22 protein-coding genes are annotated in these 20848 nt (G+C 42.1%); 12 read left to right on the top strand and 10 right to left on the bottom strand.

Features of this window, described 5'->3' with window-relative positions; translation table 11 throughout:
- Positions 1 to 23: 23 nt before the first annotated feature.
- Entirely contained in the window at positions 24 to 398 is a 375-nt protein-coding gene (locus tag UH38_RS14135; RefSeq protein ID WP_045055312.1) for a hypothetical protein, read from the bottom strand.
- A 462-nt stretch (positions 399 to 860) separates the two neighbouring features.
- Between UH38_RS14135 and UH38_RS14130 the strand changes: the two genes are divergently transcribed.
- Together UH38_RS14130 and UH38_RS14125 are read left to right on the top strand one after the other, a co-directional pair.
- Positions 861 to 1496 carry a phycobiliprotein lyase gene (locus tag UH38_RS14130; protein WP_045055311.1) on the top strand — a complete coding sequence of 212 codons (636 nt, stop codon included), beginning with the start codon at positions 861 to 863 and terminating at the stop codon, positions 1494 to 1496.
- A 5-nt stretch (positions 1497 to 1501) separates the two neighbouring features.
- Positions 1502 to 2650: an extracellular solute-binding protein gene (locus tag UH38_RS14125; protein WP_045055310.1), complete on the top strand. Its 1149-nt coding sequence runs from the start codon at positions 1502 to 1504 to the stop codon at positions 2648 to 2650.
- A 115-nt stretch (positions 2651 to 2765) separates the two neighbouring features.
- On the opposite strand, the gene UH38_RS14120 is transcribed toward UH38_RS14125, so the two are convergent.
- From UH38_RS14120 to UH38_RS14095, 6 genes are all read right to left on the bottom strand, one after another.
- A complete protein-coding gene (locus tag UH38_RS14120) occupies positions 2766 to 3317 on the bottom strand; it encodes a hypothetical protein (protein ID WP_045055309.1) in 552 nt (183 codons plus the stop codon).
- A gap of 40 nt (positions 3318 to 3357) precedes the next feature.
- Positions 3358 to 4044 carry an HpsJ-like protein, cyanoexosortase A-associated gene (gene hpsJ-A, locus UH38_RS14115; protein WP_045055308.1) on the bottom strand — a complete coding sequence of 229 codons (687 nt, stop codon included), beginning with the start codon at positions 4042 to 4044 and terminating at the stop codon, positions 3358 to 3360.
- A gap of 43 nt (positions 4045 to 4087) precedes the next feature.
- A complete protein-coding gene (locus tag UH38_RS14110; protein WP_045055307.1) occupies positions 4088 to 4777 on the bottom strand; it encodes a cyanoexosortase A system-associated protein in 690 nt (229 codons plus the stop codon).
- The gene (gene crtA / locus UH38_RS14105) at positions 4774 to 5643 is read right to left on the bottom strand and encodes a cyanoexosortase A (protein WP_045055306.1); all 870 of its coding nucleotides are present in this window, start codon (positions 5641 to 5643) and stop codon (positions 4774 to 4776) included. The genes UH38_RS14110 and crtA overlap by 4 nt, the downstream gene beginning before the upstream one ends.
- A gap of 80 nt (positions 5644 to 5723) precedes the next feature.
- Positions 5724 to 6845 carry an aldo/keto reductase gene (locus tag UH38_RS14100; RefSeq protein ID WP_045055305.1) on the bottom strand — a complete coding sequence of 374 codons (1122 nt, stop codon included), beginning with the start codon at positions 6843 to 6845 and terminating at the stop codon, positions 5724 to 5726.
- Between the two features lie 41 nt (positions 6846 to 6886).
- Positions 6887 to 7390: a bifunctional nuclease family protein gene (locus tag UH38_RS14095; protein WP_045055304.1), complete on the bottom strand. Its 504-nt coding sequence runs from the start codon at positions 7388 to 7390 to the stop codon at positions 6887 to 6889.
- Between the two features lie 294 nt (positions 7391 to 7684).
- Between UH38_RS14095 and UH38_RS14090 the strand changes: the two genes are divergently transcribed.
- The 5 genes from UH38_RS14090 to UH38_RS14070 all read left to right on the top strand — a co-directional run bounded on the left by UH38_RS14090 (position 7685) and on the right by UH38_RS14070 (position 11712).
- Positions 7685 to 8356, top strand: coding sequence for a riboflavin synthase (locus tag UH38_RS14090; RefSeq protein WP_045055303.1), 672 nt, complete (start codon positions 7685 to 7687; stop codon positions 8354 to 8356).
- Positions 8357 to 8529: 173 nt separating this feature from the next.
- Positions 8530 to 9591 carry a sulfate ABC transporter substrate-binding protein gene (locus UH38_RS14085; RefSeq protein WP_045055302.1) on the top strand — a complete coding sequence of 354 codons (1062 nt, stop codon included), beginning with the start codon at positions 8530 to 8532 and terminating at the stop codon, positions 9589 to 9591.
- An 82-nt stretch (positions 9592 to 9673) separates the two neighbouring features.
- On the top strand, positions 9674 to 10531 hold the full coding sequence (gene cysT, locus UH38_RS14080) for a sulfate ABC transporter permease subunit CysT (protein WP_045055301.1): 858 nt from the start codon (positions 9674 to 9676) through the stop codon (positions 10529 to 10531).
- Positions 10521 to 11402 (top strand): sulfate ABC transporter permease subunit CysW, encoded by an 882-nt coding sequence (gene cysW / locus UH38_RS14075; RefSeq protein WP_082065388.1) that lies wholly within the window; start codon positions 10521 to 10523, stop codon positions 11400 to 11402. The genes cysT and cysW overlap by 11 nt, the downstream gene beginning before the upstream one ends.
- A 10-nt stretch (positions 11403 to 11412) precedes the next feature.
- Positions 11413 to 11712: an NIL domain-containing protein gene (locus tag UH38_RS14070; RefSeq protein WP_045055300.1), complete on the top strand. Its 300-nt coding sequence runs from the start codon at positions 11413 to 11415 to the stop codon at positions 11710 to 11712.
- A 207-nt stretch (positions 11713 to 11919) separates the two neighbouring features.
- On the opposite strand, the gene UH38_RS14065 is transcribed toward UH38_RS14070, so the two are convergent.
- Together UH38_RS14065 and UH38_RS14060 are read right to left on the bottom strand one after the other, a co-directional pair.
- On the bottom strand, positions 11920 to 12567 hold the full coding sequence (locus UH38_RS14065) for a response regulator transcription factor (RefSeq protein ID WP_045055299.1): 648 nt from the start codon (positions 12565 to 12567) through the stop codon (positions 11920 to 11922).
- Between the two features lie 336 nt (positions 12568 to 12903).
- Positions 12904 to 13374 carry a (2Fe-2S) ferredoxin domain-containing protein gene (locus UH38_RS14060; RefSeq protein ID WP_144405687.1) on the bottom strand — a complete coding sequence of 157 codons (471 nt, stop codon included), beginning with the start codon at positions 13372 to 13374 and terminating at the stop codon, positions 12904 to 12906.
- 302 nt (positions 13375 to 13676) lie between these two features.
- On the opposite strand from UH38_RS14060, the gene groES reads away from it, so the two are divergent.
- From groES to UH38_RS14045, 3 genes are all read left to right on the top strand, one after another.
- Entirely contained in the window at positions 13677 to 13988 is a 312-nt protein-coding gene (gene groES, locus UH38_RS14055) for a co-chaperone GroES (protein WP_045055297.1), read from the top strand.
- 158 nt (positions 13989 to 14146) lie between these two features.
- Entirely contained in the window at positions 14147 to 15787 is a 1641-nt protein-coding gene (gene groL, locus UH38_RS14050) for a chaperonin GroEL (protein ID WP_045055296.1), read from the top strand.
- 206 nt (positions 15788 to 15993) lie between these two features.
- Positions 15994 to 16371 (top strand): DUF2294 domain-containing protein, encoded by a 378-nt coding sequence (locus tag UH38_RS14045; protein ID WP_045055295.1) that lies wholly within the window; start codon positions 15994 to 15996, stop codon positions 16369 to 16371.
- A gap of 2 nt (positions 16372 to 16373) precedes the next feature.
- On the opposite strand, the gene UH38_RS14040 is transcribed toward UH38_RS14045, so the two are convergent.
- The gene (locus UH38_RS14040) at positions 16374 to 16799 is read right to left on the bottom strand and encodes a response regulator (protein WP_235355254.1); all 426 of its coding nucleotides are present in this window, start codon (positions 16797 to 16799) and stop codon (positions 16374 to 16376) included.
- Between the two features lie 585 nt (positions 16800 to 17384).
- Between UH38_RS14040 and UH38_RS14030 the strand changes: the two genes are divergently transcribed.
- Together UH38_RS14030 and UH38_RS14025 are read left to right on the top strand one after the other, a co-directional pair.
- Entirely contained in the window at positions 17385 to 18752 is a 1368-nt protein-coding gene (locus UH38_RS14030) for an NAD-dependent succinate-semialdehyde dehydrogenase (protein WP_045055293.1), read from the top strand.
- Between the two features lie 90 nt (positions 18753 to 18842).
- Complete coding sequence (locus UH38_RS14025; RefSeq protein ID WP_045055292.1) at positions 18843 to 20480, top strand: acetolactate synthase large subunit; 1638 nt, start codon at positions 18843 to 18845, stop codon at positions 20478 to 20480.
- Positions 20481 to 20848: the final 368 nt, after the last annotated feature.

The following is a 20848-nucleotide window of genomic DNA, read 5'->3' as shown; positions in this document are numbered from 1 at the left end:
TTTTTCCCGCCACACTCCATAACTTAGTGGATTCTTTGGGCGAGTAGTTGTTCTTCTAGAGCCGCAATCCGATTGTAGGCTGCTGTTAGCTGTGCTGTCAGGCGGCGGATTTGAATTTCTGGGGACAACTCTTTTTCACCAGATTTATTGTGTCCTTCAGTGGCACTATTGTCCGTAAGTACGTCTTTGTGTTCGATAGTTTGTTTGTAGTTGCTATATCCCAAGGTAGGATAACGCCCTGTTCCTTCGGCAATGCGATCGCTTTTTGTTTCTTGTACGGGCGTTAAACGGCACTCTGACAAAGCATCGGCAACTTTGACATTTAATTGATCTACAACTTCATACAGGGCATCTACTTTATGACTTAAAGTGATGACCTGTTTTTGTAATGGCTCCATACTCTAGCCTCACTGCTTTTAGCAACTTATTCTCTATATCCTAAACAATGATTTGACAAAGTTTACTCGGCTTATGAATCATTTAACTATTAATATTTTTATTTTTATAGAGATACTTTAATAATCAATTCTAAACAAAAGTAAATACTAATCTTAAGCAGCAAATAGCTAATATATGTACTTTAGTTAAATTAAACATGATTTAAAGCCAAAAATTAGTTTTTATTCTCATTTTTGCCGACTATTGCTTAAATTCCAGCGCGCGTAATTTGATATAACTACGTAGTTACGAATTTGACAAGCAGCCAAAAAGCAGCAAACTGGGCGCTTAAATCTTTTAAAATAGAGTAGCAATTGTAACGACTGCTTAATAGACGATATTTTCTATGTTGAGTAGGAGTAACAGAAAATTTTTGGTAGCTCAACAGACAAAAAATAGCTCAAAGAAAATGTAAGAGAACAATGCTAAATTTTAGTAAATTTTTTGATAGTTGTACTGGTGTATGGAAGACCGAAAGAATATACCATTCCCTGCAAGAGGCAGAAATAGAAAGGTCTTACACAGAATTTCGCGTTGAGTTAATTACTCCAGCCCAAAAACAGGAAATTTTGCAGCAATCTGTGTTGAGTAATTTTGGTACTGATACAGCAAAATTGATGGAACAGCAAGACGCATTTCCTGGATTTGCGATCGCTTTTGATACGCAATCAGAAAAAGGCGAAACTGTCTCAATGAGTCTCCAGGCATTGTTCGTTCCCGATACTCATATCCCCAAACAAGCTAATATCGAAGTGCCACCGCCTCCCTTAACAGCACAAGTAAATAGGGAAACAGAGTTAATACAAGGTTTTTATTTGCGAAATGAGGGCTATTCTGAAGCAGGAGCGATCGCAGGCAGGTTTAGCTACCAAGCTGTAAGGCAAACTTTAGAGATGACGACTTATTATCGGCGTTCTGTAGCTGTCGATCAAATGAGACTAATAGCGCCTGATGTGAGATTGCGGACGATTGTCACCTACGAGCGCCCCCAACCAGGAGAAATACCAAGTACGATTGATTTGATTGGTTTTGGTGTAGAAAGGCGGCAGAGCGTTTAATAACTATGGATCGCAGGACATTTTTACTTGGTACGGGAGCAGCGCTAGGACAAATACTTGCAGGTTGTAGCTCCCAAGAGCGACAAAGGCTGCAAGTACAAGTTTTAAAAGGCTCTATTCCCGCTCAATTATTGGAGCAATTTCGCCGCCAACTCAAACAAAGCGCTAATTTAGATTTCGTACCCGTCGAGCAATTCAAGGCTGTCTTAGATTTATTGCAGTTGTGGCACAAGCAACCACCAACAAAAGATGGCAATTGGCAACTTCCAGCCGTTCCTTTAATTAACCCTAAGCCGCCACAAGTTGCTGATTTAGTTACTTTAGGGGATTTTTGGTTGCAAAATGCGATCGCCCAAAACTTAATTCAACCTTTGGCAATAGAAAATTTACCGCAGTGGTCTAAGTTGCCTAGCCGTTGGCAAAATTTAGTCAGGCGCAACGAACAAGGCTTTATCGATCCGCAGGGGAAAATTTGGGCGGCTCCTTATCGTTGGGGTAGTACCGTAATTGCTTACAATCGTCAGAAAATGCAATCGCTAGGTTGGACACCGACTAATTGGGAAGACTTGTGGCGCAAAGAACTGCAAGGGCGCATTTCCTTACTCAATCAACCGCGCGAAGTAATTGGGCTAACTTTAAAAAAACTTGGCTACTCTTACAACACCAAGGATTTACAGCAAGTTCCGCAACTAGATAAACAATTATCAGCCCTACATAAGCAAACTAAGGTTTATAGTTCCGATCGCTATATGGAGCCGCTAATATTAGGCGATACTTGGGTAGCTGTAGGTTGGTCAACAGATGTTATTCCTGTGATTCAACGCTATCAAGAAATTGCTGCTGTTGTACCGCAAGCAGGGACAGCAATCTGGGCTGATACATGGGTAAGCCCTGCAAAAAGTAAGGCTAATAATTCCTTAGTTTCTCAATGGATCGATTTTTGTTGGCAACAGCCAAGTCAAAAACAAATTGCCGTACTCAGTAAAGCTGCATCGCCTCTACCATTAAATATTAATGCTGGAGATATTCAAGAAGGACTAAGAAATCTATTGTTAGTTGCACCAGAAGTTTTTGAGCGCAGCGAATTTCTGCTCCCTCTATCTCCAGAAACTCAGCAGCAATACGACGAACTTTGGAAAAGTGCAATTTTGTAAGGGTATGGCGGCTTTACCAGTTAGTAGTAGGTAGAGCATTCTATCTTTAAAAAGCTCGCTCGGCTTGTAAGTTGCTTAAATTACGAATTACGAATTACGAATTATTTGGTCACTGTTATAGGCGCTTAGTAGAACCGCTCAATCTAGCTTTACCTGTAGCATCCAAATTATCCATGCTGCACAAGCTAGGTTTAATATTGAAGTTACAAGTATAAGTTGCTAATAGTTCTTGTTGATAGTTAAATACTCTGACATTGTATCCGTAGTCTCTAGCTACGCTACCCAAACTATTGACAAACTCGTAGCGCTCTACGTAATCAAGCAAGCTCCAAATTTGCCTATTTACAATCAAGTCTACGCGCGGGGGCGAATTTCCTTGACTGGGGTAAGCTAGCCAGTTATCTAGCAATTTGCCGCCAAACTGTTCTCTTGCCCACCACAAACTAGGAATAGTTAATTGCTTCTGCGAGATCGTATTTGCTGTAACTACACCTTGCTTCGGAGCATTAGGCGCAAGCAAACTCAACTCCAAAGGCGCATTTGTCGGTTGGGGAATATTAGGAGTTTGGGCGATTAGCGGCGGTGCGGGTTTGACAAACATCGCCGCACTCCAGCCAATAGTTAGTAATAGCAGCGATTTAACCTGACTAATAATCGGCGATCGCATAAATTTTCTTTAAGTTATGTGCTACTACTAACTTAACAAATTAGACCGTTCCTGTTCTCTCTCTTTGGCGATTTGCTTTTAAAGCTTTGTTAGTCCGCTGCCACAGCATGATAAATATAGTTCCAGAAACCGCAGCACCTAAAAGCGATTTGACTGCATTTTTAATCAAAACCCTCTGGGCGTTCGAGCGCTCTGTTGCTGTTTGGGCGTTTAATTGCTTTTGCCTTTCAGCTATTTGCGATAGCAGTTTACTTTTGACTTGTGGTAAATCTTGGGCAGATACGCCCCCAGCTTGGGGATTAATGCGCGTAAGCACGCTTTGAATTTCTGCGGGTGTTGTTGCTTTATTGAGGACTCCTTGTAACTGTTGTAGTTGAGCTACCTGCGGATTGACTTGAGCCGTCAATTGCTGGTTGAGTCTGAAACTAGCGCTCAATCCTAAAGGTACTAACAAGATAAATAGCAATCCAGCGCCTAGACAAGCCCAAGACAAGAACTTGAAGACGCGGAGGCTTTTTTCTCCAGAGAACACTAACACTGCACCTAGCAAAGGTACAGGTACTCGCTCAACTAAACTTCTTACTGTCTGAAATTCCCAGGCGGGGTTTGTAAACAGCGACGGTACGAAAATATCAATAATGTCGAATATAGACAATGCTAATAAGCCGTAACCGACGAGGCGGAAAAGGGGAGCGAACCATGATTCATTGTTGTTTGATTTTGTCACCAGGCAAGACCTTATTTGATGAAATGCAGTTGCAGCTTACACTTTATTCTTGGGGGTAGCGGGTACTCCACCACTGATACCAAGAAAGCCACGCTTGTTCGAGAGTGGCATAAGTAGATTCAGGCGCAGACTTATTTAAGGGTATGGAAAAATGGCTCCACAGGCAACGTTGATCGCGCAGACTGCGCTGACCTATTAGCCAAAGAATTAGCCTATCTGAGAGCAAATCGTAGCGGACGCGATTATCGCTGTATTGCTGTCTTGTCAGCGTACTACCGCCGCGCGGATTGATACAGGCGTTTAAGTAAGCGCGATTTTGCAAGGCAAACATCCCATATATACCTACTCCTGGTTGCTGGCGGACAACGATATATTGTTCGTCAGGTACGCCTTTGAGTGAGGTAAAATTTCTCAGAAATTCTTTGAACTCGCCATGAGTTTCTAACTCATAAAGCATTTGCACGTTCAAAGTTTGGTTATCTTTGGTATAACGGTATTGTTTGCCATTAGGTAATTCTTTAACTGGAGCTTGACCTGCTTCTTTTGCCGGAATTTTAAGTGGTTCGCTAGCTACTAATTGCCATCCACTTAACGGTACTGTTTGGGGAAATACAAATGGAGTAACCGTTTTTTTGCCAATTGTCGGATCTAATAGCACTTTGCCCAGCACGATCGCAACATTGGCAAAAACGAACATCAGCAATGGTATTTGCAGTTGTTTGGGCAGCTTCATGAACCAGGCAACTCCATCGATTCAGAGCGATCGTCAGAATCGTTTTTACTAATTAAGTAGCAAAAACCGCCGAAAAGTAAACTGCAAATCAGGAAAAATATTTGCGAACCCGTCCCTGTGTGCCAATAGTCAAAAGCTTCTGGGTTTGACTTAGCAACTAAAATCGCCATGAGTGCTACGCGAATTCCATTGACTACAAAGGCAATAACCACAGCTACCAAGGGAACGAGGAATCTTTTGCCTACGCTGGTGGGAAACATGATTAAAAATAAGATTGCCAGTCTAAATAATTGAGTAATTGTTTCCATCCCCGAACAGCCTGGATAGACTTCTACTGCACCTGTAGGCATAATAATATTTACACCTTCGCGCACTACAGGAAAACCCAAGTAGGATAACAAGGCGTTAGAAAATAACGCTGTAAATATAGAAATATCAAAACGCTGTCCGATAAAGCCAATTGGGGCATTGAAGGCAAAAATTAGCAGCAATTCTAACCAATACTGGCGCAATCCTTTAATGCCAGAGGCTATTAGTGCTAGTCCTAATAGTCCGATAAATGGCGCAAGTTCTACAAAAGAGTCAACAGCATTGATATACAAGCTTCTGACTAAGACGAAGGCAATAAGTGATATACCAAGCAGGCTCGAAAAAATATCGCTTTCTAGCTTTAAAGTATGACGTTTTTCTGACAGTAGCGTAAAGACAGCAGCCAAGCCTAGCAAACTAATAGTTACTTGGTTGAGCGTTCCATTTAGCTTCAAGTACACGCTGACATGAACGGCTATCAATCCTGCGGCGATCGCCAAAAACCAAAATTGAGTGTTCTCTAGAGGCTTAATCGAAGCAAGGGATGTTTCTTTCATAGTTTTAATCAAACTGGGAAGTTATTTTTTGCTACAAAGATGCAAATAGCTAACCTTGCTTTTGGTTGTTGCTGCGATATTTATTCCCACAACCGTCGGCGGGGCGCACCGTTCAGTTTTTGGTGAGTATCAGCAAGCAAATCGGGGATATTTAGTTGTTCTGGACATCGGGGCAGACAGTCGCCGCAATTGGTACAGCGGTTGCCTTTGTTGCCAGGAAACCAGTGTCCGGCGTTTTCTAACATTGTGTAACGATAATTACCATACTCGCGCATATCGTAAGCGACTGCAAGATTACGTAGGCGTAAAATTTCTGGGATATTAATTTCTTCAGGGCAAGGCAAACAAGCGTAGCACTGACTGCACTTTTGCCCGTCTAATGCCAACTTAGCTTCCAAACGTTGATAGGCAGCTATTTCTACTGGTGTTAACGCTTCATCGCGATCGCCAAACTGCAAAGGTTCGATCAATTCTTCAGCGCTAGCTGCACCAACGCTCAGAGTAGTAATACCAGGGTCGCTCAGTAAAAAACGGTAGTTTAATTCTAAAGGTGTCAAGGGATGGCAGATATCTTTGAGAGTTTGGGGTGGCGTATATAGTCTACCGCCCTTATCAGCCGGAGAGATGATAAAAATACCTAAATTTTTGCTCTTGGCTAACTCTATAGCGGGTGCGTGGCGTTGGAAAAAGTAGTAGTAGTGCAAACTAACAAATTCAAATAAGTCAGAAGCAATCGCCGCTTGAATTAACTCCAATGAGCCGTGACTAGAAAAGCCTACGTGCCTGACTTTCCCTTGTTTGACTGCTTGCTGCACTGCGGCAATACCGCCTTCATCTCGTACCAATTTGAGATGTTCCCAAGTATTGATACCGTGAATTGCCAGACAATCTATGTAGTCTAATTGCAATCGCTCTAAAGATTCGTCCAGACAATGCTGGAGATAATTAGCATCTGCTGTCGGCGGAATTTTTGTAGTGATATAGAGTTGAGATCGGGGTAAGCCTAGTCCAGAGGCGATCGCCCTACCTAAATATTCCTCGCTTTTGCCATAACCTCTAGCAGTTTCTATGTGGTTAATTCCTAAAGATACTGCCTTGGCTATTGTCTGCCGCGCATTCTCTGCAGATGCTAGGTAGCGCATCGTTCCCAACGAAAACACGGACAGTTGTAGGTTTGTTTTGCCAAATTGTCTGTAGCGCACGCTTGGTAGTTTTGAGTTGAAAAACTAAAACTCAATTCTTATTATGCTTCGCCTGTGCTGTAACCTTTGCCTTGAATTAAATCTTCTGGGCGCAAGTTAGCGACAAATTCTCTAAAAGCTCTTTGTTCTGCTTCATCAGCATCTCGATCTACAGGTATAGATGCATCGGCAATTACTTCTTCCATTACCCATATAGCGCTGTTGGTACGCAAGGCAAGAGCGATCGCATCGCTAGGACGGGCATCGATATCTTTTTTAATTTCCCCTTGGCGGATGGTCATTACGGCGTAAAACGTGCCATCTTGAATTGAGTGAATGACAATTCGCTCTAACACCATTCCCCATACTTCTAAGGTATTTGCCATCAAGTCATGAGTGAGCGGACGCGGTGGCTTTTGGTTCTCCAAGGCGCTGATAATTGCTTTAGCTTGGTCTTGATTTATGTATATTGGCAACGCCCGACGTTCAGTTCCATCTTTGAGGAGGACGATCGGACTGCGATTTACGGCATCTATAGCAATGCCTGCAACTCTCATTTCAATCATTGGTGTAGCCCCTAAAATCTCCGTAACTTACAGCAGTCAACAGCAAGCAATAAACTAAAAGTAGATATAAGGTGGAAAAATTATACATATTTATAGTTATAGATTGAATGAATTTAACTCCAATCTAGTCACATTAGTCGGCAATGAATGCGCCAACTTCCTGAAAATGTTCTTATCCCAAGTATGACTCGATCTTGATGATATTTATATGAAGCCCTTTAAAAGAATTCAAAAGGATTTTGCTCTAAGTAAAAGTAACTACTAACTTCTCGGTAAATTTGCAATTTAGATACCATGTTTACAGGATTAATTCAAGCATTAGGACAAGTTCAATTTATAGGTAGCGATCGCGTCAAGGTTAGTTGTGTTGGCAATGGCTCTAATCTAATTTTGACCGATTTGGCGATCGGTGACAGTGTATCTGTAGACGGTATTTGCCTGACGGTAATAGAAATTTTGCCGCGCGGATTCGTCGCCGCTGCTTCCCCAGAAACCCTTGGGCGGACTACTTTAGGGCAATCGGACGATCGCTTTGTTAACCTAGAAACTTCGCTGCGAGTCGGCAGCAAGTTAGGCGGGCATTTTGTCATGGGTCATATAGATGGAATTGGCTTTTTGCAAGCCAAAGAGCAAACTATGACATCGTGGGAAATGAGCTTTACTACGACAGAAGCGATCGCGCGTTATATTGTCCCTAAAGGTAGCATCGCGGTAAATGGTATTAGCCTAACTATTGCCGATTATGACGATGCCCGCTGGTGGTTTAAAGTCGCTGTAATTCCTCTTACTTATGCCGAGACAAATCTTTGCTATTTGCAGTTAGGGGATGCAGTAAATTTGGAAGCAGATATTTTAGGTAAATATGCAGCTAAATCGCTTTATTCTGGCTCTAGTCAAAATTCACTGGTCGAAAATGGTAATAGTGAATTAAATACTGCATTTCTAGCCGAAAATGGCTATATATGAACACTTGAATTATTGAGAAATTATCAACTTATTGGCTAGAAAATTTACAACCATCAAGCAGTCACCTACTCATGGCTGCTTTTTGATTGCCTGCTAGCGCGATCGCACCCGAATATTTGTGATAATATACGGTATCCCGACCGATAAACTGGGGTTTATAAGGAGAAAGAAAGATGAGTTGGTGGCGAAGCATCACTAAACGCCGTTCGTGGCAAAGCTTTGTGTCATTGTTTTTAGTAGGAGTAATTGCCAGTGGAGCGATCGCCGCGTGTTCGGGAGGAAATAGTGCTAGCAACAACACAGCTAATGGAGATAAACAAATAACTTTAGTTTCTTATGCTGTTACCCGCGCTGCTTATGAAAAAATTATTCCGCAATTTACGGCTAAGTGGAAGCAGGAAAAAAATCAAAATGTGACATTTACCCAAAGCTATGGCGGTAGTGGTTCGCAAACCCGCGCAGTGATAGATGGTTTGGAAGCTGACGTAGTAGCCTTAGCGTTGGCGCTAGATACTGAGAGAATTGAACAAGCAAAATTAATTGAGCCAGGATGGGAAAAAGAAGCACCGAATAATGCGATCGTGCATAAGTCCGTTGCCGCATTAGTAACACGTGAAGGCAACCCCAAAGGCATCAAAACTTGGGCAGATTTAGCCAAGCCTGGGGTAAGCGTAATTACGGCAAACCCGAAAACTTCTGGCGGTGCGAGATGGAATTTCTTAGGCTTGTGGGGCTCGGTAAGCAGAACAGGAGGTAATGATGCCCAAGCGTTAGATTTTACAACTAAAGTAATTAAAAATGCCCCCGTATTGCCCAGAGATGCCCGCGAGTCGAGCGATGTATTTTTTAAGCAAGGGCAGGGAGATGTTTTAATTAACTACGAAAATGAAGTAATCTTAGCTGCACAAAATGGTGAAAAGTTACCTTATGTAGTCCCCGACGTGAATATCTCTATTGACAACCCAGTAGCAGTAGTAGATGCCAACGTAGACAAACACGGTACGAGAGAAATTGCCCAAGCCTTTGTGGAATACCTTTATACGCCAGAAGCCCAAAGAGAATTTGCCAAAGTTGGTTTTCGACCTGTTGACCCCACAGTAGCAGAAGAAGTAACTAAACAGTACGCACCAATTAAAACCTTATTTACTGCTCAAGACATGGGCGGTTGGGATGAAGTGCAAAAGAAGTTTTTTGCTGATGGAGCAATTTTTGACAAAATTCAAGCTAGTCGCTAAGTATTGCTAGTAACGGATATTAGTTGGGTGGGTAATGCCACCCTAAAACACAAATACCTTATCTTAATGAAAGTAAGTTTAAATGGCTGTATCTTCTTATCCCAGACAAAAAGCTCCTAATAGGTACGGGCTAGATCGCTTATTAGGACTGTCTATACCTTGGCGTATTACTATAGGTTATCTGACCATTATGCTGCTATTGCCCGTATCAGCACTGATACTGACGGCAGCAACAGAAAAACCGATTGACTTTTGGCGGATTGCTACTTCTCCGATCGCACTGGCTACTTATGAAGTTACCTTCGTTACAGCCTTTGTTGCCGCAATAATTAATGGTGTGTTTGGGCTTTTAATTGCTTGGGTGCTAGTTAGATATAACTTTCCTTTCAAGCGGATAATTGATGCAGCGATTGACCTACCTTTTGCTTTACCTACTTCAGTTGCAGGTTTGACTTTGGCAACTGTGTATAGCGAAAAAGGTTGGATTGGTTCTTTACTTGCACCGTTGGGGATTAAAGTTGCTTTCACGCGCTTGGGTGTAGGTGTAGCGATGATTTTTATCTCCCTACCTTTTGTCGTGCGAGCATTGCAGCCTGTACTGCAAGAAATGGAGAAAGAAATTGAAGAAGCAGCTTGGTCTTTGGGCGCTTCTCAATGGCAGACTTTCTGGCGAGTGATTTTACCGCCTTTGATGCCAGCAATGCTTACAGGTGTGGCTTTGGGGTTCTCCCGCGCTGTAGGCGAATACGGTTCGGTTGTAATCGTTGCTTCTAACATCCCGTTTAAAGACTTAATTTCTTCAGTGCTAATTATTCAGCGTTTAGAGCAATATGACTATTCGGGGGCTACTGTAATCGGTACGGTGCTGCTGGGAATTTCGCTACTAATTCTATTAGCAATTAATTTATTGCAAGCTTGGGGACGACGCTATGAACTCTAAAATTGCTGGCAAGTCTTTTAATCCGGAGGTTATGGAGGCAAAATCGCCCTCTGCAAGCAGCGATCGCTCGTGGGTAAAATATGTCCTAATTGGCATTGCGATCGCCTATTTAGGTTTAGTTCTATTTATTCCTGCTATCAATGTATTTGTCCAAGCTTTTGATTCAGGCGTTGCTCCTTTCTTGCAAAACCTGACTGAACCTGCTTTCCTGCACGCTATCAAACTGACTGTGTTAATTGCTTTGATTGTTGTGCCAATTAATACAGTATTTGGACTTTGCGCTGCTTGGGTAATTGCTCGCAAACAATTTCGCGGTCGAGCTTTGCTAGTTAGTATCTTAGATGTACCTTTTGCTGTTTCCCCTGTAGTTGCGGGGTTAATGATTGTACTGCTCTACGGGCGCAATGGTTGGTTTGGACCTTTGCTGAGTGCTGCTAATATCAAAATTATTTTTGCGATGCCAGCAATGGTACTAGCCAGCGCCTTTATTACCATGCCTTTTGTTGCCCGTGAAGTTATCCCCGTTTTAGAAGAAACAGGCTTCGATCAAGAAGAAGCGGCAAAAACTTTAGGCGCAAACGATTGGCAAATATTCTGGCGCGTTACCTTACCTAACATCCGTTGGGGCTTGCTTTACGGCGTAATTTTGACTAATGCAAGAGTAATGGGTGAATTTGGGGCAGTTTCAGTTGTATCAGGCAATATTGCCGGACAAACTCAAACTTTACCTTTATTTGTAGAGGAAGCTTACAAACAGTACCAAACTCAATCGGCTTTTGCGGCAGCAGTTTTGCTTGCAGGTTTGGCATTGGTGACTTTGGTGTTGAAAGAGATTTTGGAACGCAAAACTCAAATCAAAGATATCGAATAGGTGACTACTTATGGCTAATTTTAGCGATCGCTCTAGTCAATCTTCCGATTCTCGACTCACTCAAACTCGCATTAAAGTTCATATCCCCAAAGACTTACACGAAGAGCCAGTAATTTCCCGCTTAATTTCTCATCATGGAGTAACAGTCAATATTGCTGCTGCTTTACTCGGCGCAAATATGCGGGATGACGGTTGGTTTGAACTAGAACTGCGGGGCAAACCTGCCCAAATTCAAAGCGCTTTAACCTACCTAAATGAGTTGGATTTAGAAATTTGGGGACAATCCGCCGTTGAAGAAGATGGATGGTAATTTAGAGACGTAGCAGTGCTACATCTAAAGAGTTTAGAACCGCAGATGTAGGCGCAGCCTTGCCGTAGGCTACGCAGATGTAGATTTAGTCTAGTTGCTTTAATGGGTGGAGGAGCAAAGCATTATTGGCGAGATGTCAGTTGAAGGGGTTTTGGCTTAACTGAAAGAGGGCGAAAGTCTGAATATAAAAAATTGTGAATCTTTAAGTTACGTCATTTGATTTTCAATTGCCCAACGTGCTAGTTCGGTGCGGTTGTTTAAGCCAGTTTTACCTAGCATATTTGATACGTGGCTTTCTACTGTACGCTGACTGACATTCAGTTCTTTGGCAATATCTTTGTTGGCTAGCCCCCTGGCGACAAATTGTACTACTTTCATTTCCGTTTGCGTTAGGTGAACGTCAAAGGGAACTTGAATTTTCGACTCGCTATCGCTCCCATCACCTGGTTGCTGTTTTTGGCGAAAGGCTTGTTTGAGCGAAGCTTCTACTTGAGCTACTAATTCCTCTGGCTCAAAGGGCTTAACCATGTAAACATCTGCACCAACGTTTAGCCCTTTTACTCGATCTTGACTCTGACCTTTTGCCGAAAGAAATAGTACGGGAATCCAGCTTGTGCGATCGTCTTGACGAACGTTACTGACAAAAGTGTAACCGTCCATTTCTGGCATCATCACGTCGCAGATGATCATGTCTGGAACATCGCTTTCTAGTAAATCCAAAGCTTCTCTACCGTTCTCAGCAGTGACTACTTCATAACCCCTAAATTCTAAGTAATCTTTAACTAGCAAAATTAGATTCGGGTCGTCGTCAATTAGTAGCAGTCTTTTGTGTTCTTTAACGCTAGGTTCTTTCATACTATGCTGCTGGGTACTGTTAATTTAATAAATTTCTGCGATCGCGCCATAGTTTAGTGCTGACGATTTAGCAAGGTATTATGTTATGTCCTTATTGGCAGTCAAGTAGTTTGTCACTACTTCACATAAGGCAATATTTTATTCCTTATTTGGCATTAGCGAACTCTTAATTCCAGTAATGATACGGAATTATATAGTATATCTATGATGCGATCTATCTTATTTTTATTAGTTATTAAAAGTTACTACTCTATATAAATAGCTACTATGTCTAGATTTAAACCTGGCTAAGTATAAAAGTATTCAATGATTTTTGGCAGATCGAGGTAACAATCGCTACTTTGAGTCTTCTTGTGTATCATTGATAACAGGTTCGGGTAAACGATGAGTCAAAAAGGTATATTCTGCAACAACGCGATTATTAATAATGTGTTCTTGAATAATGCGCTCTATTACTTCTGGAGTTGCCTGTCGATACCAAACTCCATCGGGATAAACTACTAAAATTGGTCCTTGGTTGCAAACGCGCAAGCAATTAGCTTTAGTGCGAAATATACAACTAGGGCGCTCTTGTGTCGGTTTATCTAGATTTAACTGCTTCAAACGTTTTTTCAAATATTCCCAAGATTCTAAACTAGCGGCTTTCGAGCAACATTGAGGCAAAGTAGGGTCAGCACAAATAAATATATGCCGCTGGATTTGTGCTAATCCCAATTTCTGGACGCAGCTAGCCAAAGTAGCTAAATCCTGAGACTGGCAAGTTTCTAAATCTTCAACCGCACTCAAAGGTATTGTATCGTCTGTCATCATCACAAAAATAAGTAGTCAGTTTTCTATTCTAAACGCCTAATTCTCTAAAACAGGAGGACAAGGGAGACAAGGGGACAAGGGGGATAAGAAGCATAGAAACAGACGTTAGAAATAATTATCTTCTCCATCTCCTTGTCTCATTATCTTCTCCATCTCCTTGTCTCTTAACAAAGAGCAACACAACCGCCCCAGGACATAAGTTCGGGAACCCGTACAAAGAATTTTGTTGCAATTGTCCCCCTCATTTAGCTAAATTAGCACTCAGGAGATGAGAGTGCTAATTTTTGGGAGAGATATATATGGCAGCAGTAACTCTAAGTGTTTCCACAGTAAAACCATTAGGCGATCGCGTATTTGTAAAAGTAAGCGCCGCTGAAGAAAAGACAGCAGGCGGTTTGTATTTACCTGACAATGCCAAAGAAAAGCCCCAAGTCGGCGAAGTAGTTGCTTTGGGTGATGGCAAGCGCAACGATGACGGTTCGCGTCAGCAAATGGAAGTCAAAGTCGGTGATAAGGTACTTTACTCCAAGTATGCTGGCACAGACATCAAACTCGGTACAGAAGAATACGTACTGCTATCGGAAAAAGACATTCTTGCAGTAGTTGCATAAGTATTAGGCAGGAAGCAAGAGGCATAAGCAAATTTCTTGCTTCTTGGGTAACTGCGTTCCTATCTAGCTAATTTTTGACGCGCGGATTTTGGAGGAAACCTCCACTCATTAGATAGCGCGTTGACTGAACTAACTTCCTCACAATAGAACCACCAATTATGGCAAAGCGTATAATCTACAACGAGAATGCTCGTCGTGCTTTAGAAAAAGGCATGGATATCTTAGCAGAATCCGTAGCCGTTACCCTTGGTCCTAAAGGTCGTAACGTAGTATTAGAAAAGAAATTTGGCGCGCCACAGATTGTTAATGATGGTGTAACGATCGCCAAAGAAATCGAATTAGAAGACCATGTAGAAAATACAGGTGTAGCTCTAATTCGTCAAGCAGCATCCAAAACCAATGATGCAGCAGGTGACGGGACAACAACCGCTACCGTTCTCGCTCATGCAATGGTCAAAGAAGGACTAAGAAACGTTGCAGCCGGAGCAAATGCTATTTCCCTCAAGCGTGGAGTAGATAAAGCAACTCAATTTTTAGTAGAAAGAATTGCCGAACACGCCCGTCAAGTAGAAGATTCTAAATCTATCGCTCAAGTAGGCGCAATCTCTGCTGGTAATGACGATGAAGTTGGTCAGATGATTGCTGATGCGATGGAAAAAGTCGGCAAAGAAGGCGTAATTTCCCTAGAAGAAGGTAAGTCCATGACTACCGAACTAGAGATTACTGAAGGGATGCGCTTTGACAAAGGCTATATTTCCCCCTACTTCGCAACCGATCCGGAGCGGATGGAAACAGTTTTTGACGAGCCTTTCATTCTCTTAACCGACAAGAAAATTGCCTTAGTTCAGGACTTAGTACCAGTATTAGAGCAAGTTGCTCGTTCTGGTCGTCCGTTGGTAATTATTGCTGAAGATATCGAAAAAGAAGCTTTAGCAACATTGGTAGTCAACCGCTTGCGCGGCGTACTCAACGTAGCTGCGGTTAAAGCGCCTGGATTTGGCGATCGCCGTAAAGCTATGTTAGAAGATATCGCCGTTCTTACTGGCGGTCAACTAATTACTGAAGATGCTGGCTTGAAGCTAGATACTACCAAGCTAGAAATGCTAGGTAAAGCTCGCCGCATTAACATTACCAAAGACACTACCACAATCGTAGCTGAAGGTAACGAGCAAGCTGTTAAAACTCGTTGCGATCAAATCCGCCGTCAAATGGATGATACAGAGTCTTCCTACGACAAAGAAAAGCTACAAGAGCGTTTGGCTAAACTAGCTGGTGGTGTTGCAGTAGTTAAAGTTGGTGCTGCTACCGAAACCGAAATGAAAGACCGCAAACTCCGTTTGGAAGATGCGATCAACGCAACCAAAGCAGCAGTAGAAGAAGGTATCGTTCCTGGTGGCGGTACAACCTTAGCTCACTTATCGCCTGAATTAGAGTCTTGGGCTGGTAGCAACCTCAAAGACGAAGAATTGATTGGTGCGATGATTGTTGCTCGTGCTTTGGCTGCTCCCCTCAAGCGGATTGCTGAAAACGCCGGACAAAATGGCGCAGTAATTGCTGAAAGAGTTAAAGAAAAAGACTTTAACGTTGGCTTCAATGCGGCAACTAACAAGTTTGTCGATATGTTTAGCGCTGGAATTGTCGATCCTGCTAAGGTGACTCGTTCGGCATTGCAAAATGCAGCTTCGATCGCTGGTATGGTATTGACTACCGAGTGTATTGTTGTCGATAAGCCCGAACCCAAAGATGGCGCTGCACCTGGTGCAGGCGCAGGCATGGGTGGCGGCGACTTCGATTACTAATAGCTAGCAGCAGCAATGCTGCTGCGTCTATCAGTAGCTATAGGCAGAGGTAAGTATGTGAATATAGTTGCCTCTGCCTGTTTGTATAGGTTGGCAAAACTTGTCTATTTATTTTGGCAAACATATATCTTTGGGCTGTGTAATAAAACACTATCCGCTGGTAAATTATAAAAAATTTATAAGATAATTTACTATAAAAAAAGATTATGACTAAAGCTGCTAATTTCACTTTAAAAGAATTAGAACAGAAAATATTGCAATGCATCCAAAAGTTATATGTCGATCTACTTGGACACCAACCCCAGCAAGTGTCCTGCCAATTAGTAGATAAAACTTTGACAGTGCTGATAGAAGACTCAATTACCCAACCAGAGCAGATATTAGTTAATTCGGGAAAGCAAGATTTAGTCAAACAAGTACGCTCTAATATTCATGTTGCTGTTGAATCGCGGCTAAGAGCAAATATTGAAGAAATTGTGGGCGTAGCAGTGACGGATTTATTTGCAGATTCAACATTAGATACTCGGCGTACTAGCATTGTGGCGATTCTAGCGACAGCACCGCATACAGTTGAATCTAACTAATACTATTTGCAAGCTGTAGGCACATTCGATAAATGGCAGCGAATACGTGATTCTAAGTCTTCCAGCATATATGGTTTGCTAACATAGTCTATGCAACCTGCCCTTAGTAAGCGATCGCGATCTTCTTCCCTTGCTAGGGCAGTAACAGCTATAACAGGGATATCTTCTGTTTGCGGGTTACCCTTGAGGTAATGGACAACTTCCTCGCCGTTGATATCGGGCAACATCACATCTAACAAAATTAAATCAGGATGGCAAGAGTGCGCTAACATTAACGCCATTTGCCCGTGAGTTGCCGTCAGGAGCGCACAGTCAAAAACTTTTAATACTTCAGTTAGCAGCATCAAATTGTCTTCATTGTCATCTACTGCTAATACAGTTGACTGTTTTAGTCTGTTAGCTTGAATTTTTTGAGATCCAACTTCCAAGTTTATTCTCCGTTGTAGGGACAAGCGAAAATAGTAAGATTTTGATTTCTAAACTAATTGAGGCATTCCCCAAGCGGCACTATTGCGGCGCTGATGATGGACTGGCTCTTAGATAAAGTAGCAATTATCTATTAAGTCGAGCAAACGGCAAGAACGCTCGACGATTAAAAATGAGGCTATTGTAGCAAATTTTACTAAATTTTTGCCTATTGCGTAACCCAAATAAATAAAAAACTATCTAAACTTAATACTACTTTAAATATTAAGGCAAACAAAAGCAAACAGTTGTGTGGAAGATTACCAACTATCTCATAAACTAGATAATTTTTCTTGAGCTTACTAGAATTAGGCATCGTGAGTATATAAGCAAATAACAAAACTAAATAAAATGCTAAAGTTAGCAAAATTTATAGCAGAAATTTTCACAATCAAGCGCGAAAATAGAAGTAAATAAAGTATAAGAAAGTTTCGCAGCTAAATAGCTAGATTTATAGGTAGTTAAGCAAAAATACTTAAAAAGAGAAAATAAAATCCTTATCTTCTCACCGATTTCTACAAACAGGCTAATACTGGGGAGGGCAAAAAATGGCGATCGCAACAATTAACCCTGCAACAGGGGAAACGGTGAAAACCTTCGAGCCACTAACCGATGCCGAGATTGCAACCAAACTAGACTTAGCAGAGCGCACATTTCAACAATACCGCAAAACACCCATGTCGCAACGCGCCGAGTGGTTAAACTTGGCAGCAGCAATATTAGAGGAAAATAAAACGCACTACGCGCAAATAATGACTCAAGAAATGGGTAAGCCTATTAAAGGAGCGATCGCCGAAATTGAAAAATGCGCGGCAGTGTGTCGCCATTATGCAGAAAATGCACAGGCATATTTAGCGGATGTGCCAGCATCTACTGATGCTAGTTCTAGCTTTGTCCGCTACCAGCCATTAGGGGCAATTTTAGCAGTCATGCCCTGGAACTTTCCCTTTTGGCAAGTCTTCCGGTTCGCCGCGCCCGCACTAATGGCGGGAAATGTAGGCGTGCTTAAACACGCCTCCAACGTACCCCAATGCGCGATCGCCATTGAAGAGATTTTTCATAAAGCAGGCTTCCCTGAAGGCGCATTTCAAACTTTATTAATAGGCGCACAGCAAGTTGACAGGTTGTTAGCAGACGATCGCATCAAAGCTGCAACTTTGACTGGAAGCGAAGCTGCGGGCATGAGTTTAGCAGCAGCAGCAGGCAAGCAACTCAAAAAAACAGTTTTAGAGTTGGGAGGCAGCGATCCATTTATAGTCATGCCTAGCGCCGATCTAGAATCAGCAATAAATACAGCCGTAACAGCGCGAATGCTCAATAACGGACAATCTTGTATTGCCGCCAAAAGATTTATAGTCCATCAAGCGATCGCAGACAAATTTACCACGCAGCTAGTAGAAAAATTCGCTGCCCTCAAAGTAGGCGATCCGATGCAGCCAGAGACAGATTTGGGACCTTTGGCAACACCAGGGATTCTTAAAGATTTAGACTACCAAGTTACTGAATCGGTAAAATGCGGCGCAAAAGTATTAATTGGCGGCAAACCCTTAACAAATCGCCAGGGAAACTTTTACCCAGCAACAATTTTGACTGATATTCCCCCAGGAAGTCCGGCGGAAAAAGAAGAATTTTTTGGACCTGTAGCTTTGTTATTTGCAGTCGCAGATATTGATGAAGCGATCGCTCTTGCTAATTCTACGTCCTTTGGTTTGGGTGCTAGTGCGTGGACAAACGACGATGGGGAACGCGATCGCTTAATTGACGAAATCGAAGCTGGGGTAGTATTTATCAACGGCATGGTCAAATCAGACCCCCATTTGCCCTTTGGCGGTATCAAGCGTTCTGGTTACGGCAGAGAACTTAGCAAGGAGGGAATTTTAGAATTTGTCAATATTAAGACTGTGTGGGTGAAATAAAGCTTATTAAGTGGGAAGTATGAAGTATGAAGGGTAAATTGTAGGCTTTGCATTTATCCTTCTTGTTGGTTCGCTAAGGAAACAAATTAAATGAATACGGCTGAACTATTAGTGCAATGTCTGGAAAATGAAGGCGTGCGTTATGTCTTCGGTTTACCAGGAGAGGAGAATTTGCACGTTTTAGAGGCACTAAAAAAATCTTCAATCCAATTTATTACTACTCGTCACGAACAAGGCGCGGCTTTTATGGCTGATGTCTACGGACGTTTAACTGGCTTATCAGGCGTATGTCTATCAACTTTAGGTCCAGGTGCTACTAATTTGATGACAGGCGTTGCTGATGCTAATCTAGATGGCGCTCCTTTGGTGGCAATTACTGGGCAAGTAGGAACAGATCGGATGCATATTGAGGCGCACCAATATCTCGATTTGGTGGCGATGTTTGCTCCTGTAACGAAATGGAATACCCAAATTGTCCGCCCTAGCAATACACCGGAAATTGTCCGCAAGGCATTTAAGCGATCGCAAAGTGAAAAACCAGGCGCAGTTCATATCGATCTGCCTGAAAATATTGCAGCAATGCCAGCGATTGGCAATCCTCTAGATAAAGGTAGTTTGCAAAAAACTTTTGCTGCTTTTCAAAGTATCAACGAAGCAGCAGAAAAAATCTCGCAAGCAACAAATCCCTTAATTTTGGTCGGAAATGGGGCAATTAGAGCAAATGCGAGCGAAGTTGTCACAGAATTTGCTACGCGCTTGAATATCCCTGTAGTCAATACTTTTATGGGTAAAGGGGTAATTCCTTATACTCATCCGTTGGCTTTGTGGACAATGGGCTTGCAGCAGCGAGACTATATCAATTGCGGCTTTGATAATACTGACTTAGTAATTGCGATCGGTTATGACTTAATTGAATACTCACCGAAAAAATGGAACGCTCTAGGGAATATTCCAATTATTCATGTCAGCGCCATGTCAGCAGAAATTGACAGTAGCTACGTGCCGCAAGTAGAAGTAGTTGGCGATATTTCTGATTCGCTCAAGGAAATTTTGCAACGAGCAGATAGACAAGGCAAAGCCGAACCTTATGCTTTGCAGTTGAGAGCAGATATTCGCGCCGATTACGAGCAATATGCTACTGATAATGAGTTTCCGATTAAGCCGCAAAAACTAATTTACGATTTGCGCCAGGTGATGGGACCTGAAGATATTGTTATTTCTGACGTGGGCGCTCATAAAATGTGGATTGCTCGTCATTATCATTGCGATCGCCCCAATACTTGTCTTATTTCCAACGGTTTTGCGGCGATGGGGATTGCTATTCCTGGTGCTGTAGCTGCAAAACTTGTTTATCCCAATCGCAAAGTAGTAGCGGTGACTGGTGATGGCGGTTTTATGATGAACTGTCAAGAATTAGAAACAGCTTTGCGCGTTGGTACGCCATTTGTAACTTTGATCTTTAATGATGGCGGTTACGGCTTGATTGAGTGGAAGCAGCAAAACCAATTTGGTTCTTCTTCCTACGTACATTTTGGCAATCCTGATTTTGTCAAATTAGCTGAAAGTATGGGTTTAAAAGGCTACCGCGTAGAGTCTACAACTGATTTTATTCCCATCCTCAAAACTGCACTAGCTCAGGATGTACCAGCAGTGATTGATTGTCGCGTCGATTATCGTGAAAATTCGCGGTTTACCCAAAAATCCGGCGACTTGAATTGTAAGTTGTAGGTAATATTGTTGACTACCAATAAAATTGTCGCTCTATTTCAATCCCCTATTAGTAGGGGATTATTTATGTTTTGATATTCTCTTTTCAAGAAAATGTATTCTTGGATACAACAAGTAACTTCACCTTTTTAATACAAATTAAGAACGTGCTAGTTAAGTCAGTAAAATATCTACTTATTGCAATAATTGGGAAATAACTATTCACTTCCTAGCATTCTTTAATAGCTAACAATTACCAGTTAGTATCTCTAGCATTTATTTAACTGGTCACTGGTTACTGGTCACTGGTCACTGATTTATAAGGATGCAAGCAGTTGGTTAAAAATTGGCAGCGAAAATTACTAACAAAATTGTTACTATTGCTCAAA

This window comes from Aliterella atlantica CENA595, assembly GCF_000952155.1.
GTDB classification, from domain to species: Bacteria; Cyanobacteriota; Cyanobacteriia; order Cyanobacteriales; family Chroococcidiopsidaceae; genus Aliterella; species Aliterella atlantica.
Note: the sequence above shows the minus strand (reverse complement) of the source record. Positions and strands in the feature narration are given on the sequence as shown.